We start from the raw sequence: 16,842 nt of genomic DNA, 5'->3' as shown, positions 1-16,842 counted from the left end.
CCTTTCGCGCGGCTTAATTCACGTCCTAAATTAAAGCCCGGAGGCACCGGAGCCGCCGAGTACCCGGTTGGGGCCTGGTACTCGCACCGCCGACCCGGCCTTGAGTCCTAACCCTGTCGAAAGGGACCGAGCCGTCATGCGCAGAACCCGAGCCGCCGCCGTCACCGTCTCCATGCTCGCAGCCGCCACCGCCTGTGGGGGCGGATCCGCGGACGCGGAGGGCTCCAACAACTTCGAGGCGATCGGCGGCAAGGACCGGTTCGTGGAGTCCGCCACAGGATCGGCGGGCGCCAAGGGCAAGGACCCGGCCGTCGTCCCGCTGTACCTCGCAGGCAAGATGGCCCCGGGCGCGACCGACCTCACCGCCACCGACTCCGACCGCCCGGCCACCCGCCGGATGGACGGCCACGCCAACCACTGGTGGCTCGACCCGGTGCACGGCCGGGGCTTCCCCGCCGACATGCGGGAGGTCTACCCGCGCACCGGGATGGACCGGGAGGTCGACGCGGACGGCCTGGAAGCGCTCATCATGCGGCTGACCGAGGAGTACCGGGCCCGGCGCATCCTCATCGCCGAGAACGGCTCCTCCTACCCCGACACCGTCGCCCCCGACGGCAGAGTCCACGACCCCGAGCGCGCCGCGTACCTGACGGGCCTACGGCTACGACAAGCGGTTCGGACTGGTCCACGTGGACTACGAGACCCAGCAGCGCACCGCGAAGACCAGCGGACACCGCTACTCGGACGTGATCGCCGCCCACCGCGCCCTCCTTCCCCCCGGAACCGCTCCGCCGCGCCGCGCCCGCCCCTCCTCCCGGGGCGGGCGCGGCTCTTCGTGGTGGGATGGGGGCCGGGGGGCACGCGACCGGCTCACGGAGAGGCGAGAGGTATGTCCGAGGACCAAGAGGGCACGATGCGGGCGATGACGTACGACACGTACGGCGGAGTGGAGGTGCTCTCCGAGACCCGGATCCAGGTGCCCAAAGTCGGCCCGGGCGAGGTCCTCGTGCGGGTCAGGTGCGCCTCCGTCAACCCCGTCGACTGGAAGATCATGGCGGGCGGGCTCGACGGCCTGATGGACGTCGTGTACCCCGTCGTCCCCGGCTGGGACGTGGCCGGGACGGTCGAGTACGTGGGCATCGACACCCCCGAGTTCACGGTGGGCGACGAGGTCATCGCCTACGCCCGCAAGGACTACGTCCACGGCGGCACCTTCGCCGAGTTCGTGACCGTGCCCGTACGGGCCCTCGCGCCCAAGCCCGCCTCCCTGACCTGGCAGCAGGCCGCGGGGCTGCCACTGGCCGGCCTCACCGCGTACCAGCTGCTCACGCGCCTGGACACCGGCAAGGAGGACACCGTCCTCGTGCACGGAGCCGCGGGCGGCGTCGGCTCCCTCGGCGTGCAGATCGCCCGGGCGCTCGGGGCCCGCGTCATCGGCACCGCCTCCGCGCGCAACCACGACCGGTTGCGCGAGCTGGGCTGCGAACCCGTCGAGTACGGCGACGGCCTCGCCGACCGGGTCCGCGCGCTGGCGCCCGACGGGGTCACCGTCGTCGCCGACTTCGTCGGGGGAGTCCTCGACACCACCCTGGCCGTACTGGCCGAGGGAGGCCGGCACGCCTCCATCGCCGACCACACCGTGCTCGGCTCGGGCGGCCAGTGGATGTGGGTACGGCCCGTCGGCGCCGACCTCGCCGAGCTGGGCCGGCTGGCCGACGCCGGACAGCTCACCGTCACCGTCGCCGAGACCTTCCCGCTCGCGGAACTGTCCGCCGCCTTCGAGCTCAGCCGCGAAGGACACACCGCCGGGAAGATCGTCCTGGAGGTCTGAGCCCGGCGGAGGCTCGCGAAGAACGCAGAACCGCGCGCCGCCCGGGTCAGGTTCGGGCGGCGCGCGGAGTGTGCGGACCGTGCGGACCGTGCGGGGCGTCGGGCCAGGGATCAGGCGTAGACGCCGAAGTGGAACAGCGAGTAGCCGTAGCCCGTGCCCCGTTGGGTCAGTTCGAGCCGTACGTACCGGCCCGACGCGGAGATGTCGAAGTCGTCGATTCCGCCGTCACCGTTGGAAGTGGCGTAAGCCGTCCGCCAGTTCTGGCCGTCGTCCGACACCTTGATGGTGTACGCCTTGCCGTAAGCGGTCTCCCACACCAGCTGGGCCTGCCCCAGCTGCTTCACCGACCCCAAGTCCACCTGGAGCCACTGGGCGTCGAACCAAGTCGTCGCCCAGCGCGTGGTGTTGTTGCCGTCCGTGGCCAGTTGAGGACCGCAGGGGCAACCGCCGTAGCCGTCGCTCTGGAAGGTCGAGGCGGTCGTGGGCCGGTTCAGCGCCACGTTCGTGCCCGACACCGGCGGCGGGACCACCTTCACCGAGCGCTGCTCGACGCCCACGTTGCCGCGGCCGTCCTTGGCCTTGACGTAGAGCTTCCACGCACCGGTCTTCGGGGGGGGCCGTGGCCTTGAGCGTGCCGTTGCCCAGGTGGGTCGACGGCACCGAGATCAGGCCGCCGCCCCCGTCCACGTACTTGCTGCCCCAGAGCACCTCGTACGCGAGCTGGTCGCCCTCGGCGTCGGTCGCCGGGGCCTGGATGGTGATCTCCTTGCCGGCCGGGACGGCGCCCGGGTCGGGGACGGAGGGGACGGACACGGTCGGCGGGAGGTTGTCGCCCGCCGTGTTGCCCCCGTAGGCGCGCTTGACCGCGTAGTACATCTTGCGGCGCTCCCCGGCCGGGGTCAGGTTGAACCAGTGCCCGCCGAAGTCGTACTCGGTGCCGTAGTGGAACACCGTGGCGCCCAGGGCCACGCCCCCGTGACCGGTGACGCAGTTCCAGGCGTTGGTGTAGCCGTCGGCCTTGGCCTGGTCGCCGGGCTCCAGCGGGACGCCGTTCGCGTCGTTCGGCACCTCCCACTCGCCCGCCGGACCGGTCTCCGTGATGATGTAGGGCTTGGTGTAACCACCCTGCTGCCAGGCCTGCTTGACCCCGCAGGCCTCCTTGTAGGCGTTGACGGCGTAGAGGTCCAGGTCCGGAGAGTTGCGCTTGTAGTACGTCCAGGCGCCCACCCATGCGTCGGTGGAGGTGACCGGGTGGTTGGCGTCGATGCGGTGGATGGCCTTCGCCACGTCGTTCAGATACGTCGTGTACGCGTTGCGCTGGTTCTCCAGCTCGGTGCCGGAGTAGCAGTTCTGCAGGCCGAGCACGGACTCGTTGCCGACGTTCCACATCAGGACGGCCGGGTTGTCGCGGTAGGTCTGCACCCACTTGGTGAACTCGGCCGGCATGTTGTTCTTGTACGTCGTGTCCGTGACGTAGTTCGTGCAGCCGCCGCTGCCCGGTCCGCCGCCAGTTGCCCTGGGAGCCGGTCACCTTGACCACGCTGCCGGCGGCCTGGGCCGGGCCGGCGGGGACGAGGGTGACGGCGCCCGCGAGCAGGGCGGCGGTCGCCATGGTGCTGCGCATGCGGGTGAGCATGCGGGAACCTCCTTGGGAGGGGGGGAGGGGGAGCGGTTACGGGAGGCGGCCGTCGGGGCCGAGCACGGTGCCGGCCTCCGGGTGGTACTGGTCGAAGCCGCGGTTGTTGCACTGCAGGCCGCCCTTGATGCACTGGTCGAGCATGGCCTTCAGCGTGCGCTCGTCCCACGCGTTGAAGAAGTCGTAGTGGAAGGAGTGGCCGGACCCGCTGGACAGCCTGACCTGCGACATGTCCCCGCTGACCGGGAAGGCCATCTTGAACTCGACCAGCGGGACCGCGACCGGGTGGGAGGCCGGGCAGACGTTGTCGTTGTTGCCGGGCTTGGTGACCGGGTAGGCCATGTGCGCCTTGTGGTCCGGGACGTCGAGGTTCTTGCCGTCCCAGCAACTGGGCGACTGCATGCGGATGTTGAGCTGAGTGCCGGCGGGGCAGTTGGCCGGGAACTCGGTGTTCTTGAAGCTGTCGCCGCACTCCCAGCCCTCGACCCAGCCCTTGTGTCCGCGGAACTCCGCCGCGGTCTGGGTCGGGCTGCCGACGAGGAACCGCAGACCCTTGGGGAAGGGACGCACGCTCGTGTAGTCGGTGACCCCGGTCTTGTAGTAGATGACCTGGGGGCCGGTGGGCAGGACCTTCTGGCTGCCGTTGAAGAGCGTCGGCATCCAGTAGCCGGAGAGGTCGCCGACCGCCGTGCAGGCCGTGCTTCCGGCGCTGAGCGAGGCGGTGGTGCTGTTGGCGTTCGTGCCGGTGTTGCCCATGAAGGTGTGGTCGTGGGAGGCACCGGGGCGGCCCGCGTAGACGATCGGGTCGTCCGGTGCGGTCTTGGTGACCGAGCAGTTGGCCTGGAACTCGTGGAAGTAGCGGTCCGGCGGGTTGTTCCACGACGGGGTCACGCCCGTGACCTGCGGAACGGCCGGGATGTAGCCGTCACCGTCGGGGTCGTCGCCGCCGGCGAGCGGGGCCACGGCGGCGTGGTTCATGTTCGTGTGGACGGTGCCGGCGTCGGGCGTCGCCTGTGCGGTGAGCGCCGTGGCGCCGAGACCGGCGGCCGCGGTCACGGCGATGGCCGCCGAGACCAGGAATGCGGACAGGGTCCGCGGTCGGAGATTCATCGTTCAGCTCCTTCTGAGGGAGGGGGCGGGAGAGGGGCCCGGGTTGGGAGAGCGCTCTCTCGAGTGGCCTGGAAAACGCGGGGCGGCCGGCAGCCGCCCCGCGAACCGAGGATCAGGGGGTGATCAGGGGAAGGAGACCACGGTGGAGGGAATGGTCGAGGTGCCCGAGGTGGGCGCGCCCGTGTTGTTGATGACGTGCTCGTACTGGCCGTTGCCGCCGAGCGAGACCACGAGGATGTCGTGGAACTTCACGCCCGGCTTCACCGGGACCTGGAAGCCGTGGTCCTGACGGAGCGTCGGGTCGACGTTGTAGTAGCAGTAGCTGCCCAGGCCCCAGCCCTCGTGCGTGTTGACCGAGTCGGCGACCTTGTAGGCGGCGTACCCCTTGATCGAACCGTTCTGGATCGCGGCCTGGTTGGGGGCGTCGTACGCCTTCTCGTTCTGGAAGAAGATCGTGCGGCCGCGCTCGCCGTTCCACTCCACGTCGTACTTGTTGAAGTGCTCGACGAACAGGCCGGTGGCCAGCACGTCGTCACCGTTGACGCGGAACCCGTAGTCGGACCGGTTGGTCTCCCAGCCCACCCCGTCGCCGTGGTCGGCGCGCCAGATCCAGGTGTGGTCGACGATCGTGTCGTGGTTGTTGACCACCATGCCGACCGTGGCCTTGCCGGCCCCGGCGCCGCCGACGCGGATGAAGACGTCCTGGACCGTGGTCGGGTTCGCCGCGTGGTCCGTGGTGGTGCCGGCCGGGCCGACCTCCAGCAGGATGGGGGAGTTGACCTGGCCCGCGTCGATCAGGAATCCGGCGAGCTTCACGCCGTCGACGTCGGCGACCTTCATCGCCGTCACCCCGTTGTCCGGGATGACGGTGGCGAGGCCGAGGCCGAGCACGACGGTGTCCGCACGGTTGACCTGGATGGTCTGGTCGACGTGGTAGACGCCCGGGGTGAAGAGCAGGTGCAGGCCCTGGGTCAGCGCCTGGTTCATCGTCGCGGCGCTCGTGCCGGGCTTGACCACGTAGAACTGGCTCAGCGGGATCGAGGAGCCCTGCGGAGTCCCGTTGCCCCAGGAAGTGCCGCGCGCGTTCACGCGCTTGGCCGGGACGAACACCTTGTACTCGGAGCCGTCCAGGTACAGGAACGGCTTCTCGCGGGAGACCGGGGTGGTGTCGAGTGTGGTGTAGCGGGGCTCCGGGAAGCTCTGCGCGGGAGCGCCCTGGGTGCCGGAGAAGACCTGGTTCCAGACGCCGTTGGACCAGCCGCCGATGGAGCTGTCACGGGTGTACCACTGCTGCTGCGAGTAGTTGCCGACCTGGCCGTCGATCTTCGAGTCGGCGATGTAGCCGCCCGAGGCCCAGCCGTAGCCGTTCGGGGCGAGGTTGAGACCGCCCTTGATGTGCATCCGGCGGAACGGGGCGGCCTGCGAGACGGCCCAGCGGTTGGTTCCGCTGACCGGGTTGATGGCCAGGTTCTCGGCCGAACGCCAGAAGTTCTGGGTGGCGTTGCCGCCGAACCAGCCCGCGTCCACGGTCACGTCGCCGTTGATGGTGGTGTCGTCCGGGTTCAGCCCGAGGCCGGAGATCGAGGTGTAGAAGCCGATCTGGGCGTTGAGGCCGTTGTAGGTACCCGGCTTGAAGAGGAACTGGTAGCGCCCGGAGCCGAACTGCGCCGACTCCTGCTGGGCGAAGACCTCGTCCAGCTTGGCCTGGATGTTCGGCGTGGACGGGTCGAAGACGATCACGTTGGGGCCGAGGTCACCGCCACCGGGGAGGGTCGGGCCGGTGCCACCGGTGGTTCCGTAGACCTGGAACTCCCAGAGCGAGTAGCCGTATCCGGTGGTGCGCTGCGTGCCGTACACGCGGACGTAGCGGGCGTTTCCGGTGATGTCGTGGGTCTGGACGCCGCCGGTGGAGTTGGCCGTGGAGTAGGCCGTGGACCAGTTCGTGCCGTCCGTGGACAGCTCGACGCGGTACGCCTTCGCGGCGGCGGTCTCCCAGCGCAGGACGACCTGGCTCAGCTGGGCGCTGGCGCCGAGGTCGACCTGTATCCACTGCGGATCGGCGAACTGGCTCGACCAGCGGGTGCCGTTGTTGCCGTCGACGGCCGCCGAGGCGGGGGTGCCGGCGCCCTCGACGGAGGAGGCCGTGGCGGCCTTGCCCTGGGAGAGGAGCGTGGGCGCGGCGGTCGCCGCGGTGCCCGGCAGGAGCACGAGGAGGGCCGCGACCAGGGCGGCCGCCAGGGAGGCGACGGTCAGCCGGGACGGTCGCGAGGGGCGACGCGATGGGTGGGGCGGGTGAGCGGAGAGGAGGGGCATGCGGGGCTACTCCTGACGTTGTGGATCCGGGGGGATCGAAGCGTGAGTGAACTGCCCGGCGCCGGGGCCGTCAAGGGTTTGAACGTTCATGAACTGAAGATCCAACGACGTGTCAAACACGCATCAGGCCTGTGAACTTGGGGTTTCTTCAATCCTTGTGAAAAGTATTGACGAAAAACCTTCACAGGACTCTACTGAGGCTCTGACCGCTCCGTCTCGCCGTGCCCGCTACGGGGAGGCGGAGCTCAGGCCGAGAGGCTTCGTCGCATTCGGAGAGTGGGGCCCGATGGGCGGCCCGGTGCTGCCGTGCGTTCGTTACTTGTCGTCAGGAGAGGTCGGGAACGCTGCCGCCGTCGGCCCAGGTCACCTCGGTGCCGGGCAGCGTCGCCGACCAGGGTGCGGCCAGGGCCGCCAAGTCGCTCGCGTCCGGCGGGGTGTGGCCCAGACCGATCGCGTAGCGGGCCAGCACCGGGGTCCGCTCGAAGGGCCGGGGCCAGGCGTGGGCGTCCATGAGACCCGCCTCCGCCAGGCCGCCGAGCAGGGCCCGCAGCCGGCCGCGCGTGCGGCCCAGGTTGCCCTCGAAGCCGCGGGGCCGGTCGCCCGTCACGGTGACCACGGCCCAGGCGGCGTGCCGACGGTGCGGGGCCGCCGCGGCGGCGAGCTGCGCCGAGGGGTTCCCCTCCAGCGACTCCCACGCGGCGAACAGCTCCCGAGTCAGCAAGTCGGCCATTCCGGAGGTGACTTGGGTGGTGCAGCTACGCACCGGGGCGGAGGGGGTCAGTACGGTGACGGCGTCCCCGCCGCCCGGGCCGGCGGTCGGCTCCGTGGCCGGGGCCAGGCTCACCGGGGTACGCCAGTCCCAGGCGGCCCAGGCGGCGAAGAAGGTGCGCAGCAGGGGGCCGGGGGAGAGGCCGGGGGCGGAGCGGACCGTATGGGCGGCCAGTACGGACCAGGCGAGTCCCGGGAGGCCGCCGAAGGGCGCCGAGTCCAGACCGCGGGACCGGGCCCAGGCCTTGACCTCCCGCGCCAGCCGGGCGAACGCCGCGTGCTCCGGGCCCACGAAGGCCCGTACCGCATCGGCATCGCTCACCGCACTCAGCGCCACCGCCGCGGCCTCGCCGAGCTCCGCCCGCCTGGCGACCGCCCGGTCCGGCGGCACCGCACCGGTGGCGACCACCACCAGGTCCACGTCCAGCCCGCCGGCGCGCAGCCGCAGGCCCGGCGCCCGCGCACCCGTCACCTCACGGAGCCGCTCCGCCTCGGGGAGGGCCGAGGCCACCCGCGCCCGTACCTCCGCCAGGGCGACGTCGCCGGGCAGGGCGACGGCCAGGTCCAGATCCGCGTCCGGCAGCGCACACCCCATCCGACGCGAGCCGACCACGTGCACGACCCCCTCCGGGAGAGCCGCCGAGATCCGCCCGGCGAGGGCCTCGGCGCGGGCCGTGGGGTCGGCGTCGGCGCCGGTACCGGCCGTGGGGTCGGTGTCGGCCCAGGCATCGGCGCAGCTCGCGCCCCCGGCCCCCGCCGGCTCCGCTTCGCCCGGTCGGGCCGGCCGGGGGTGTGTGGGCTCAGGTGCCCAGTCGACCCTGCCGGTGCCGAGTTCCACCGTTGCCCGGACCTCCATCGGGCCGTCGCCGCGGCGGGAGAGGACGGCGAGCGAGCCCACGCGCGCCGACCGGCCACCGCCGAGGCGTGCCGCGAACTCCCGTTCCGCACGCCGGGGATCGGGGCTGCGGCCCAGCGTCAGGTGGGGTGTAAACCCTTCGGCCCGGCCCCGGCATCCCGGGAACCGGGCCGCCAGCGTCCGCCGGAGCTCCTGCCACGGCGCGTCGCCGGCTGCCGCCGGGTCCAGCCACAGGGTCGGGCCGAAGGTGTACACGCCCTCCAGCCGGGCCGTGAACGCGGCCGATTGCGCGGCCGCCCCGGCCAGCAGGGGCAGCGCCTCCTCGAAGGAGGACTCCGGCACGAAGCCGAAGAGCAGGTTCACGTGTGCGGGCCAGCGCTCCGCCTGCGGGTCGTGCGCCCGGCGGACGGCCTCCACCGCCTCGTCCCGCGGAGCCAGCCACGCCACCGCCGTCCGCGCGGTGGCAGGGACGTCGAGCACCGCGTACCCGGCTCGTTCGCCCGCCGCGCCTCCGCCGGAGGACGGGTCGAGGTCCAGGGTGGCCTCGACCCCGTAGTGGTCCGAGATGAACAGCCCGTCGGCTGCTGCCGGGGAGTCCCCGCGCAGGGCGGCATCCGCCACGCGAACTCCCGCCGACCGCAACAGGATCCGGTCCAGGCGACCGGCCCGGCCCGACAAGGACCCCACCGCAGCGAGCGGGTTGGCGACCGGATCGAAGGTGGGGGTCCCGTCCCCGGCCCCGTGCACCTCGGTCCACGCGTCCCGCAGACGCAGCGCCGCCGCCGGGCCGTCGGCTCCCGACCGGTCGTCGTTGAAATCGCCGAGCAGGGCGACATCGGCCGACTCGATGCCCGACAACCCCTCAGAAAGCCTTGCCAGTTCGGCCGCGCGGCGGTCCTCGCCCCGCTCCGTGTGATCACTCGTCAGATGTGTGGCCGCGACCACCAGCGGCCCGCCCGCCGTGTCCACGGTCACGGCGACGACCGCCTTGTGCGGACCCAGTACGTGAACGCCCGCCTCCCGCACCGGAAGACGGCTCAGCACCAGCAGCCCGCTCTCCGCCACGTCCCGGCCGCGCGGATCCGCGGCGACCGCGTACCCGGCGCGGACCCACGGCTCGGCGAGCAGCATGCCGAGCAGTTCGCGCTCCACCTCCTGGAGGGCGATCACATCGGCGTCGGCCGCCGCGAGGTCGGCGAGCAGCAACGGCCTGCGCCGTGCGGTGGCGATGCGCGGGGCGTCGTACCGGTCCCAGAGCGTGTTCCAGGTCAACAGGCGTACGCGCGAGGGCTTGGAGGTGCCAGTGCCGCCCCCGGGCGAAGCCGCCCGCCACGCGCCGTCTCCGGACGCGTCCCAGGCGTAGGGGGTGCGTGCGGTGAAGAACGGCGCCCGCAGCAGCCTCGGGTCACGGACCCGCCCGGCCGCGGTGCCGTCGATGGTGTCGACGCCCGTCGCCCGGTCCCACACCAGCTCGCCGTCGGCTTCCACGAACAGCACCCGGTGCCAGGGAATGTCGCCCCCGGGTACGAAGGAGGGCAGCGGGATCCGCTTCGGCTCGGCTCCGCGCTGCAGCAGTCCCAGCGTGAACCGGGCGGGATCGAAGCGGGGGTCCCAGCGGACCTGGTGGTAGAGCTCCTCGCTGGTACGCATCAGCCCTCCCCGCGGGTCGCCGTACGAGACGTCCTGAGGGTCGCCGTGCGAGACGTCCTGAGGGTCGCCGTACGAGACGTCGTGAGGGCCGCCGTACCGGCCGGCGCGCCGATCGTCCCCGCCGTGTCCTCGACGGTGCCGCCCGCCCCGATGTACCACGTGCGGTGTGCCTCACGCGGATACGGCGGAGCGAACCGGCGCAGCTGCGCTGCCAGTACCTGCTCCGGAACCGCGTGCGCACGCGTGGAGTTGCGGCGCATCAGCTCCGCCTCCTCGACCAGCAGCACGGCGTGGGTGACGAGCGCGTCGCGCCGACGGGCGACCGAGCCGGCCAGTCCGCGCTGCTGGGCCGTGAGGGAGGTGGCGTCCCACACCACCGTGCCCCCTCGGCGCGCGGCCGCGGCGAGTGCGGAGTCCAGCCGGTCGAGGCCCTCGCGGAGCACGTCCGCGTTGTCCCGCTGGTCCGCCCGGGAACCCCTGGCGCCGCGCAGGTCGTCGAGGCTGATGTAGCTCTCCACCCCGGGCAGGTTCCGGGCGTACGTGCTCTTCCCGCTGCCCGAAGGGCCGCAGAGCTGCACCAGCCGGGGGAAGGAGGCGCCGTCGCGCCACCGCCAGGTCGCCGCGACCGCCTCCTCGGCGCCGGTCAGTTTGCCCTGGCCGTAGGCGAGGCGCGCTTCGGCCCAGCACCGGTCGGCGGCGTCGCCGCCCCCGCTACCGCCGTCGCCTATGCCGGCTGCGGCAAGGGCGTCTCGAAGCCCGGCCCGCAGCGGCTCCAGCGGCGCGGGCCCGAGCAGCCCCGCCTCCTCGGCGTGCAGTGCGGACCACTCCACGCACTCGCCGTCCCCGTCACCTGCTCCGCCCTGACCGGACCCGGGCGAACCGACAGGACCGCCGCGGCCGGAGACCGCCCCCGCCAGCGCGTGCAGCACTCCCAGATCGGCCGCCTCCGCCATTCGTACGAGCCCCGCCCGCCGTTCCGTGTCCGGGTAGGGGAAGGGCCTGCGCAGAGCCGGGTAGAGGCCGACCAGGTCCGCGACCCGCCGTGCGGTGGCCGTCCCGAGCGGCCCCGCCGCCAGCCGGGCCGCGAGAGCGGCTCGCGGGACGCCGTGCAGGGCCGCCGCCAGGACTCCGGCCAGCCGGTCCTCGCCGGACCTGCGCACGCTCAACCCGTCGATCCGGTCCGCCACTTCGGCGACCAGTTCTTCGACGCCCTCGACGCCCTCCACCCCTGCCGCTCCGACGGCCGGGTCCGCCGCCCCCACCGCGCGGAGCAGCCCGGCCGTGTCCGGATCCGCGCCCGACCGGACGTCCCAGAGGGCGGCCGCCGGACCGAGCCCGTTCGCCACCACCTGGGCGTACATCCAGTGCGTGTCCGTCTGCACGTGCCCGCCCCGCACCCATTTGGCCACGTGGCGACCGAAGTCGGCGCGCTCGAAGCCGGCCGTCGTGCGGACGACGTACCCCTCCTGCCGCGTCGTGTCGAGCCGCAGGCGGCGCAGCGCCCGCTCGTCGAAGACGCCGCGCCACAGGACTCGGGGTCCGGGGACCCCGAGTCCGCGCAGGAAGAGCGCGGTCCGGTCCCAGTCCAGGCAGTGGTCGCCGTCCCATACCGAGAACCCGTAGAACCACGCGTCGAGCTCCTCGTACGCGAGGGAGTGCCGGGCGTAGACGTTCTCCCCGCACACCCGCCAACCGGCGGGAATTCCGGGGCCGATACGGCTCTGGAGGCCCTTCACCCAGGCCCGCGACGGATGGTGGCCCGAGTCGAGCGACCGCGCGTGCAGGCCGTCGGTGTACAGGGTGGTGTTCTCGCCGTCGAGCTTCTCGGTGACCACGACCTCGCGCCCGGCGAAGCCGGCCAGCATGCCGGGCCCGGTGGTCCGCACGTCGTCGGACGTCGCACCCGGAGACCAGGGCAGGTGCGAGGTCCGGGGGTAGTGCGTGCGCATGATCCGCTCCCTGCGGGCCGAGGCTGGTGCACGGTCACTCTAGGGAGGCGGAACGGGCCCGGAACAGCGAATATCCCAGTACCCGACCATCTCAGTACCCGACGGTGAAGCGCCTGCCCGCGTGCGCGTCGCGCTCGATCTCGTCCAGCAGCGCGACGGCGAAGTCCTCCGTGGAGATCAGACTGTTTCCGTCGTCGTCCACGACCAGGTCGTCGAGCCCCAGTCGGTACGCGCCCGTCCGGGTGCCCGGCTCGATCGTGGCGGCGGGGCTGAGGTTGGTCCAGTGGACCTCCTCCACCGGAACGGTCCGCAGGAAGTCGAGGGCGTCCCCGTGGGCGTGCATGACGGCGACGATCGGCGCCGGAATCCCGGCCTGGTCCCAGACCATCGGTCCGCCGGGAGTGCGCAGGGAGCCCGCGCCGCCGACGGTGACCACGCGCGGCCGGGGCCCGTCCGCACCGAGGGCCTGCACACCGCCGATCAGCGCCTTCGCCGCGCCGACGAGCGTGCCGGGATCCCCGGAGCCGGGACCGTACGCGCTGACCACCACGTCCTGGCCGGCCGCGGCCTGGGTCACGGACGCCGGGTCGAGGACGTTGCCGCGGACGACGGCGACGTCCGCGGAGCTGGCTTCGGACTCGGCGAAGTGCGCGGGGTCGCGCACGACGGCCGTGACCTCGTGCCCGCGACCGAGTGCTTCGTGCAGCACCCGGGATCCGACGGTGCCGGTCGCGCCGAACAGGGCGATCTTCGCCATGGCCACTCCTGGAGGTGGAGGCTGGAGGGGCCCCGGTCGGGGTCCGCCGGGCCCATCCAAGCGAATCCCGCCTCCCGGACCCGGCAGCGCCACGCGGTCGGTGACGGCGAGGTCGGCGGCACGGCGCGCTACAGGGCGGTCAACGGCACGGCGCGCGCAACAGGGCGCTCAACGGCACGGCGCGCACCAGGGCGCTCAGCGGTACGGCGCGGCACCGGGGCGCTCAGCGGCACAGCGCCACGATGGCCGGGTCCACCCTCCCCCGGGCCGCCGCGCACAGCGGCGCCATGTCGTACGTACGGTTCGGCGCGGGCCGGGGGCCGCGGGGCTTCGCGGCGGGAGCCGCGGGCTTCTTCGCAGCGGTACGCCGCGGCCGCTCCGACCGGTGCCGCGGCGCGGCGGGCTTCACCCGGCTGCGCGCCCGGGCGGCCGGCGCCGGGGGCGCGGCCGGCCGCGGAGCAACGGCGGCCCCGGGCAAGGCGCTCGGAGGTTCCTCCGGCACCGGATCCGGATCCTGCACGACCTCCGGCAGCGTCCCCAGCGGCAACGCCTCGGCCGCCGGCCCCGGCAGGCCCGTCCGTACCCCGGTCGGCGCGGGCGGTGCTCCGGCCCCGGGAACGGCCCCCGGCCCGGAGGCCGGTGCCACGGTCACACATCCGGTCACACACCCGGCCGCCACGGCCAGCGCGACGATGATCAGGGGCACCCTCGGTCCCCGGCGCGACTCCATCCGCCCACCCTGCCCGACGAACGCCCGCTCACCCGCACCCGCTCACCCGCACGGGTGGTCCGGACTTCCCGGCAGGAGGACTCAGCCGCAGGTCACGCTGTCCCTCGGCGTGTAACGGGTCTTCATCGTCTCCCGCTTGACCTCTTCGCCGCCCTTCACGAACACCCGGTCGACGGCGACGTCGAAGCCCTCCAGAGGGGACTGCGGTTCGCACTTCGGGCCGGTGTCCGTACGGGTGGCGGGCGGCTTGACGTTCGTCCGCGGACCCTTGGCCGCGCGGATCTCGTCGTACCGCTTCGTTCCCAGGAAGGTGATGGTGATCGAGGTGTCGGTCGCCTCGGCCTGGATGTAGAGGGCCTTGCCGGAGTCGTTGGCGAAGCGCAGGTCCAGGCTGCCCCAGGCCACGGTGGCCTCGCGGCCCTCCGGGTAGCGCTCGATGTAGAAGGAATGCGCCCCGTACTCGACGGGCTTGACCCCCGAGAAGAACATCGCGTTGAAGACGGTGGTGGCCACCGCGGAAACACCGCCGCCCGCGGCCTTCTCGTACTGGCCGTTGTTGATGATCAGGCCGTCGACGAAGCCGTTCTCCTTGGTGCGCTCGCCGACGCGCCGGTTGAAGCTCCAGGTCTCGTCGGGCAGCACGAGCGAACCGTTGATCAGCTCCGCGGCCCGCCCGATGTTCGTCGTACGGTACGGGGCCTTCTCGAAGTCGACGGTGAAGGAGGACACCTCCTCCTTGATGCCCAGCTGCCCGACGGTGTTCGCGGTCAGCTTCGGCCGGACCTCCTCCGTGGCGACCTCGCCCGTGCGCTCCGCCGCGCCCGCCCGGGTCAGCAACGGCAGCACGACGGCGGACAGGCCCTCCTCGGCGACCCGGCGTCCGGCCCGGCCCTCCTCGGCGACGGAGACAGCGCCGGCGGAGTCGGTACGCAGCTTCGCCTCCACGGGTCCGGGCGTGGCCAGGCGCAGCGGACCGGCCAGCTGCGGGTCGGCGAGCAGCGCCTTGGCGTCGAGGGCGGGCGCGAGGCGGCCCTTGCCGTCGTCCTTGAGGGTGAGGTGCTTGGCGAGGACGGCCGGGCCGACGGGTATGCGCTTGCCCTCCACGGTCAGCGTGACCGGCGCGGACACCGCCGGCTGGGCGAACTCCTTCAGCGCCCGATCCGTCTCCGACTTCCCTATGCGGGGCTCCGTGCTCCGGACGGGGAGCACGACGGGCCCGGCGGTCTTCGCCTCCGGGGTACGGGCGTACGAGGAGCGCAGGACGCCGAGGGAGCCGTCGACGTCGAGGTCGGTGCCGGTGACCGGGGCCACCGCCTTGGCCTTGCCCTTCTCGAAGGAGACCGAGCCCTCCCGGGCCTCCTGCCGGGTCTTCGCGGCGAGTCCGTCCAGAGCGGCGCGGGCCGCCTTCTCGTCGAGCCGGACCACGGGCTCCACGTCGGGATCACCGGAGGAGAACAGCCGGCCGATCACGCTGACGGGGTCGGAACCGGAGCGGGCCGCCCGGTCGACGGTGGCGCCGGTGTCCAGGGACAGACCGAGCGTCGCCGGCTGCGCCTGCTCGGTCCGCTCTCCTATCCGCAGTGCCAGCGGGGCCGCGGCGGACGGGCCGAGCGCACGGTTCAGGGTCTGCCGGGCCTCGGCACGGCTCATCCCGCCTATGTCGATGCCGCGCACCTTCGTGCCGGAGGCCATGTCGTCGCCCGCCAGCAGCAGGCCCGCGGCGTACAGCCCACCGAAGCCGAGGACCGCGACGCCGCCGGCCACGCCGGCCACGCCGGCCACGCCCGGGACGGTCCACCGTTTGCCGGTGGCCGCCGGGGTGCCCGTACGGGGTGCGCGTCGCATGTCTGGTTCTCTCCTCGCTCCGGTGACGTGGTCGGACCGGCGGTTTTCATGCCGCCAGTCCGCCCGGGGAACGTAGCAAGATCCGTGTAACCAGGTAATAAGGAGGTATAGGGGTGGCAAAGGGGAATGTGTGGATCTCCGTAACCCGGGGGCCGTCCGCGCTGTTGCACAGCCCGCGGGTCCGCCCGTGCGCAACGCCCCCACCAGGCCCGCACGATGCCCCTGCGACGCCCGCGCGACGGGGCCGGACGACGCCCCCGCGAGGCCCCTACGGTGAATGGAGTCCGATGCCGCAGCTGACCGACGAGGACGTGACGCAGGACACGGGCGGATCCCGGGCCGCACCCGAAGCCCGGTCGCACGCCCACTCCGAGACCACCGCCCCGGCCGCGCGTCCGGGCACGTGGATGACCCCGGAGGAGTACGGGGCCTCCCGCGCCACGCTCTGGACCGGCGCGGTCGTGCTCGTCACCGATGCCGACGGGCGCGTCCTCGTCCAGAGCGTCGACTACCGCCCCGACCGGCTGCTGCCCGGCGGCGCGGTCGACGCCGGCGAGGCACCGGCCGCCGCGGCCGCCCGCGAGATGTACGAGGAGCTCGGCGTCGAAGGCCGCTACCCGCGCGGCCTCGCCGTCGACTGGATCCCGGCCGACGCGCCCGGCATGCCGCCCGGGATGGGCTTCCCCGGCGAGATCCTGCACGTCTTCGACGGCGGCACCTGGACCCGGGACCGCATCGACTCCGTCCGCCTCCCCGCACAGGAGATCACCGGCATCCACTTCGCCGAGCCGGCCGAGCTGCCCGCCCTGATGGACGCGGGGGACGCCCGCCGCGCCCTGTCCGCGCTGCGGGCCCGGATCAACGGAGGCGGCGCCGCCCTGCTGGAGGACGGCCGCCCCACCGCCCCCACCGCGCTCGACCGGCTCGGCGTCCTGCGCAGCCGCCGCGTCCCGCTGCACGGCACCTGGCACCCGGGCGCCGTCCCCGCGCACCTGACGCCACGGGACCCGGCCGGCTGGCTCTTCGCCCCCGACGGGCGCGTCCTGCTGCTCGTCGCCCGCGCCACCGGCGCCGTCCACCTCCCGCCCCCGACGGCGGGCCGCACCGCGGCCGCCCTCCCGCTCGGGTACCGGTACGCCGACCAGGGCGCCCACCCGCGCACCGCGGCCCGGCTCACCGCGCTGCCCCCGGGCCCGGACCCGGCGTACGCCCGGCTGCTGGCCACCCCCGACCAGGTCCGCGAACTCAGCGACTGGGGTCCGGCGGGCCACGAGGAACTCGCCGCCGCGCACGGCGCCCGCGCCCACCTGTCCCTCCCGTCGCCGCCCCGCACCCCGCCGACGGAACTTCCCGCGGAGGGCTGCCACTGGTGAGCGCAGAGCGGCTCAATCCCCGGT

Annotated in this window: 9 protein-coding genes and 2 pseudogenes; 4 read left to right on the top strand and 7 right to left on the bottom strand. The window is 73.1% G+C overall.

The window, feature by feature from the left end:
- Nucleotides 1-322: 322 nt before the first annotated feature.
- Nucleotides 323-767, top strand: a pseudogene (locus ACODT5_RS20240) (family 1 glycosylhydrolase); the annotation flags it as partial.
- 122 nt (nt 768-889) lie between these two features.
- On the top strand, nt 890-1,831 hold the full coding sequence (locus ACODT5_RS20235; RefSeq protein ID WP_422520720.1) for an NADP-dependent oxidoreductase: 942 nt from the start codon (nt 890-892) through the stop codon (nt 1,829-1,831).
- Nucleotides 1,832-1,941: 110 nt separating this feature from the next.
- On the opposite strand, the pseudogene ACODT5_RS20230 reads toward ACODT5_RS20235, so the two are convergent.
- The 6 genes and pseudogenes from ACODT5_RS20230 to ACODT5_RS20205 all read right to left on the bottom strand — a co-directional run.
- Nucleotides 1,942-3,340 (bottom strand): annotated as a pseudogene (locus tag ACODT5_RS20230) (discoidin domain-containing protein); the annotation flags it as partial.
- Between the two features lie 163 nt (nt 3,341-3,503).
- The gene (locus ACODT5_RS20225; RefSeq protein ID WP_422520719.1) at nt 3,504-4,577 is read right to left on the bottom strand and encodes a DUF1996 domain-containing protein; all 1,074 of its coding nucleotides are present in this window, start codon (nt 4,575-4,577) and stop codon (nt 3,504-3,506) included.
- Between the two features lie 123 nt (nt 4,578-4,700).
- Nucleotides 4,701-6,890 (bottom strand): discoidin domain-containing protein, encoded by a 2,190-nt coding sequence (locus ACODT5_RS20220; protein WP_422520718.1) that lies wholly within the window; start codon nt 6,888-6,890, stop codon nt 4,701-4,703.
- A 325-nt stretch (nt 6,891-7,215) separates the two neighbouring features.
- Nucleotides 7,216-10,164: a poly(A) polymerase gene (locus ACODT5_RS20215; protein WP_422520717.1), complete on the bottom strand. Its 2,949-nt coding sequence runs from the start codon at nt 10,162-10,164 to the stop codon at nt 7,216-7,218.
- Nucleotides 10,164-12,113 carry an RNA ligase family protein gene (locus ACODT5_RS20210; RefSeq protein WP_422520716.1) on the bottom strand — a complete coding sequence of 650 codons (1,950 nt, stop codon included), beginning with the start codon at nt 12,111-12,113 and terminating at the stop codon, nt 10,164-10,166. The genes ACODT5_RS20215 and ACODT5_RS20210 overlap by 1 nt, the downstream gene beginning before the upstream one ends.
- 91 nt (nt 12,114-12,204) lie before the next feature.
- Nucleotides 12,205-12,870, bottom strand: coding sequence for an NAD(P)-dependent oxidoreductase (locus tag ACODT5_RS20205; protein ID WP_422520715.1), 666 nt, complete (start codon nt 12,868-12,870; stop codon nt 12,205-12,207).
- Nucleotides 12,871-13,112: 242 nt separating this feature from the next.
- Between ACODT5_RS20205 and ACODT5_RS20200 the strand changes: the two genes are divergently transcribed.
- Nucleotides 13,113-13,715 (top strand): hypothetical protein, encoded by a 603-nt coding sequence (locus tag ACODT5_RS20200; protein WP_422520714.1) that lies wholly within the window; start codon nt 13,113-13,115, stop codon nt 13,713-13,715.
- Here ACODT5_RS20200 and ACODT5_RS20195 read toward each other — a convergent pair.
- A complete protein-coding gene (locus ACODT5_RS20195; RefSeq protein ID WP_422520713.1) occupies nt 13,682-15,445 on the bottom strand; it encodes a VanW family protein in 1,764 nt (587 codons plus the stop codon). The genes ACODT5_RS20200 and ACODT5_RS20195 overlap by 34 nt on opposite strands.
- A gap of 287 nt (nt 15,446-15,732) precedes the next feature.
- Here ACODT5_RS20195 and ACODT5_RS20190 point away from each other — a divergent pair, with 287 nt between their 5' ends.
- Nucleotides 15,733-16,818: an NUDIX domain-containing protein gene (locus ACODT5_RS20190; protein ID WP_422520712.1), complete on the top strand. Its 1,086-nt coding sequence runs from the start codon at nt 15,733-15,735 to the stop codon at nt 16,816-16,818.
- The last annotated feature ends 24 nt before the right edge of the window (nt 16,819-16,842 follow it).

The organism is Streptomyces tatrensis (assembly GCF_049310065.1).
Classification (GTDB): domain Bacteria; phylum Actinomycetota; class Actinomycetes; order Streptomycetales; family Streptomycetaceae; genus Streptomyces.
The sequence above is the reverse complement of the archived record's forward strand: the minus strand, read 5'-3'. Positions and strand labels throughout refer to the sequence as shown.

Coding starts and splice junctions, on each gene's coding strand:
- ACODT5_RS20235 (WP_422520720.1), top strand. CDS start 890: ATGTCCGAGGACCAAGAGGGCACGATGCGGGCGATGACGTACGACACG.
- ACODT5_RS20225 (WP_422520719.1), bottom strand. CDS start 4,577: ATGAATCTCCGACCGCGGACCCTGTCCGCATTCCTGGTCTCGGCGGCC.
- ACODT5_RS20220 (WP_422520718.1), bottom strand. CDS start 6,890: ATGCCCCTCCTCTCCGCTCACCCGCCCCACCCATCGCGTCGCCCCTCG.
- ACODT5_RS20215 (WP_422520717.1), bottom strand. CDS start 10,164: ATGCGTACCAGCGAGGAGCTCTACCACCAGGTCCGCTGGGACCCCCGC.
- ACODT5_RS20210 (WP_422520716.1), bottom strand. CDS start 12,113: ATGCGCACGCACTACCCCCGGACCTCGCACCTGCCCTGGTCTCCGGGT.
- ACODT5_RS20205 (WP_422520715.1), bottom strand. CDS start 12,870: ATGGCGAAGATCGCCCTGTTCGGCGCGACCGGCACCGTCGGATCCCGG.
- ACODT5_RS20200 (WP_422520714.1), top strand. CDS start 13,113: ATGGCCGGGTCCACCCTCCCCCGGGCCGCCGCGCACAGCGGCGCCATG.
- ACODT5_RS20195 (WP_422520713.1), bottom strand. CDS start 15,445: ATGCGACGCGCACCCCGTACGGGCACCCCGGCGGCCACCGGCAAACGG.
- ACODT5_RS20190 (WP_422520712.1), top strand. CDS start 15,733: ATGCCGCAGCTGACCGACGAGGACGTGACGCAGGACACGGGCGGATCC.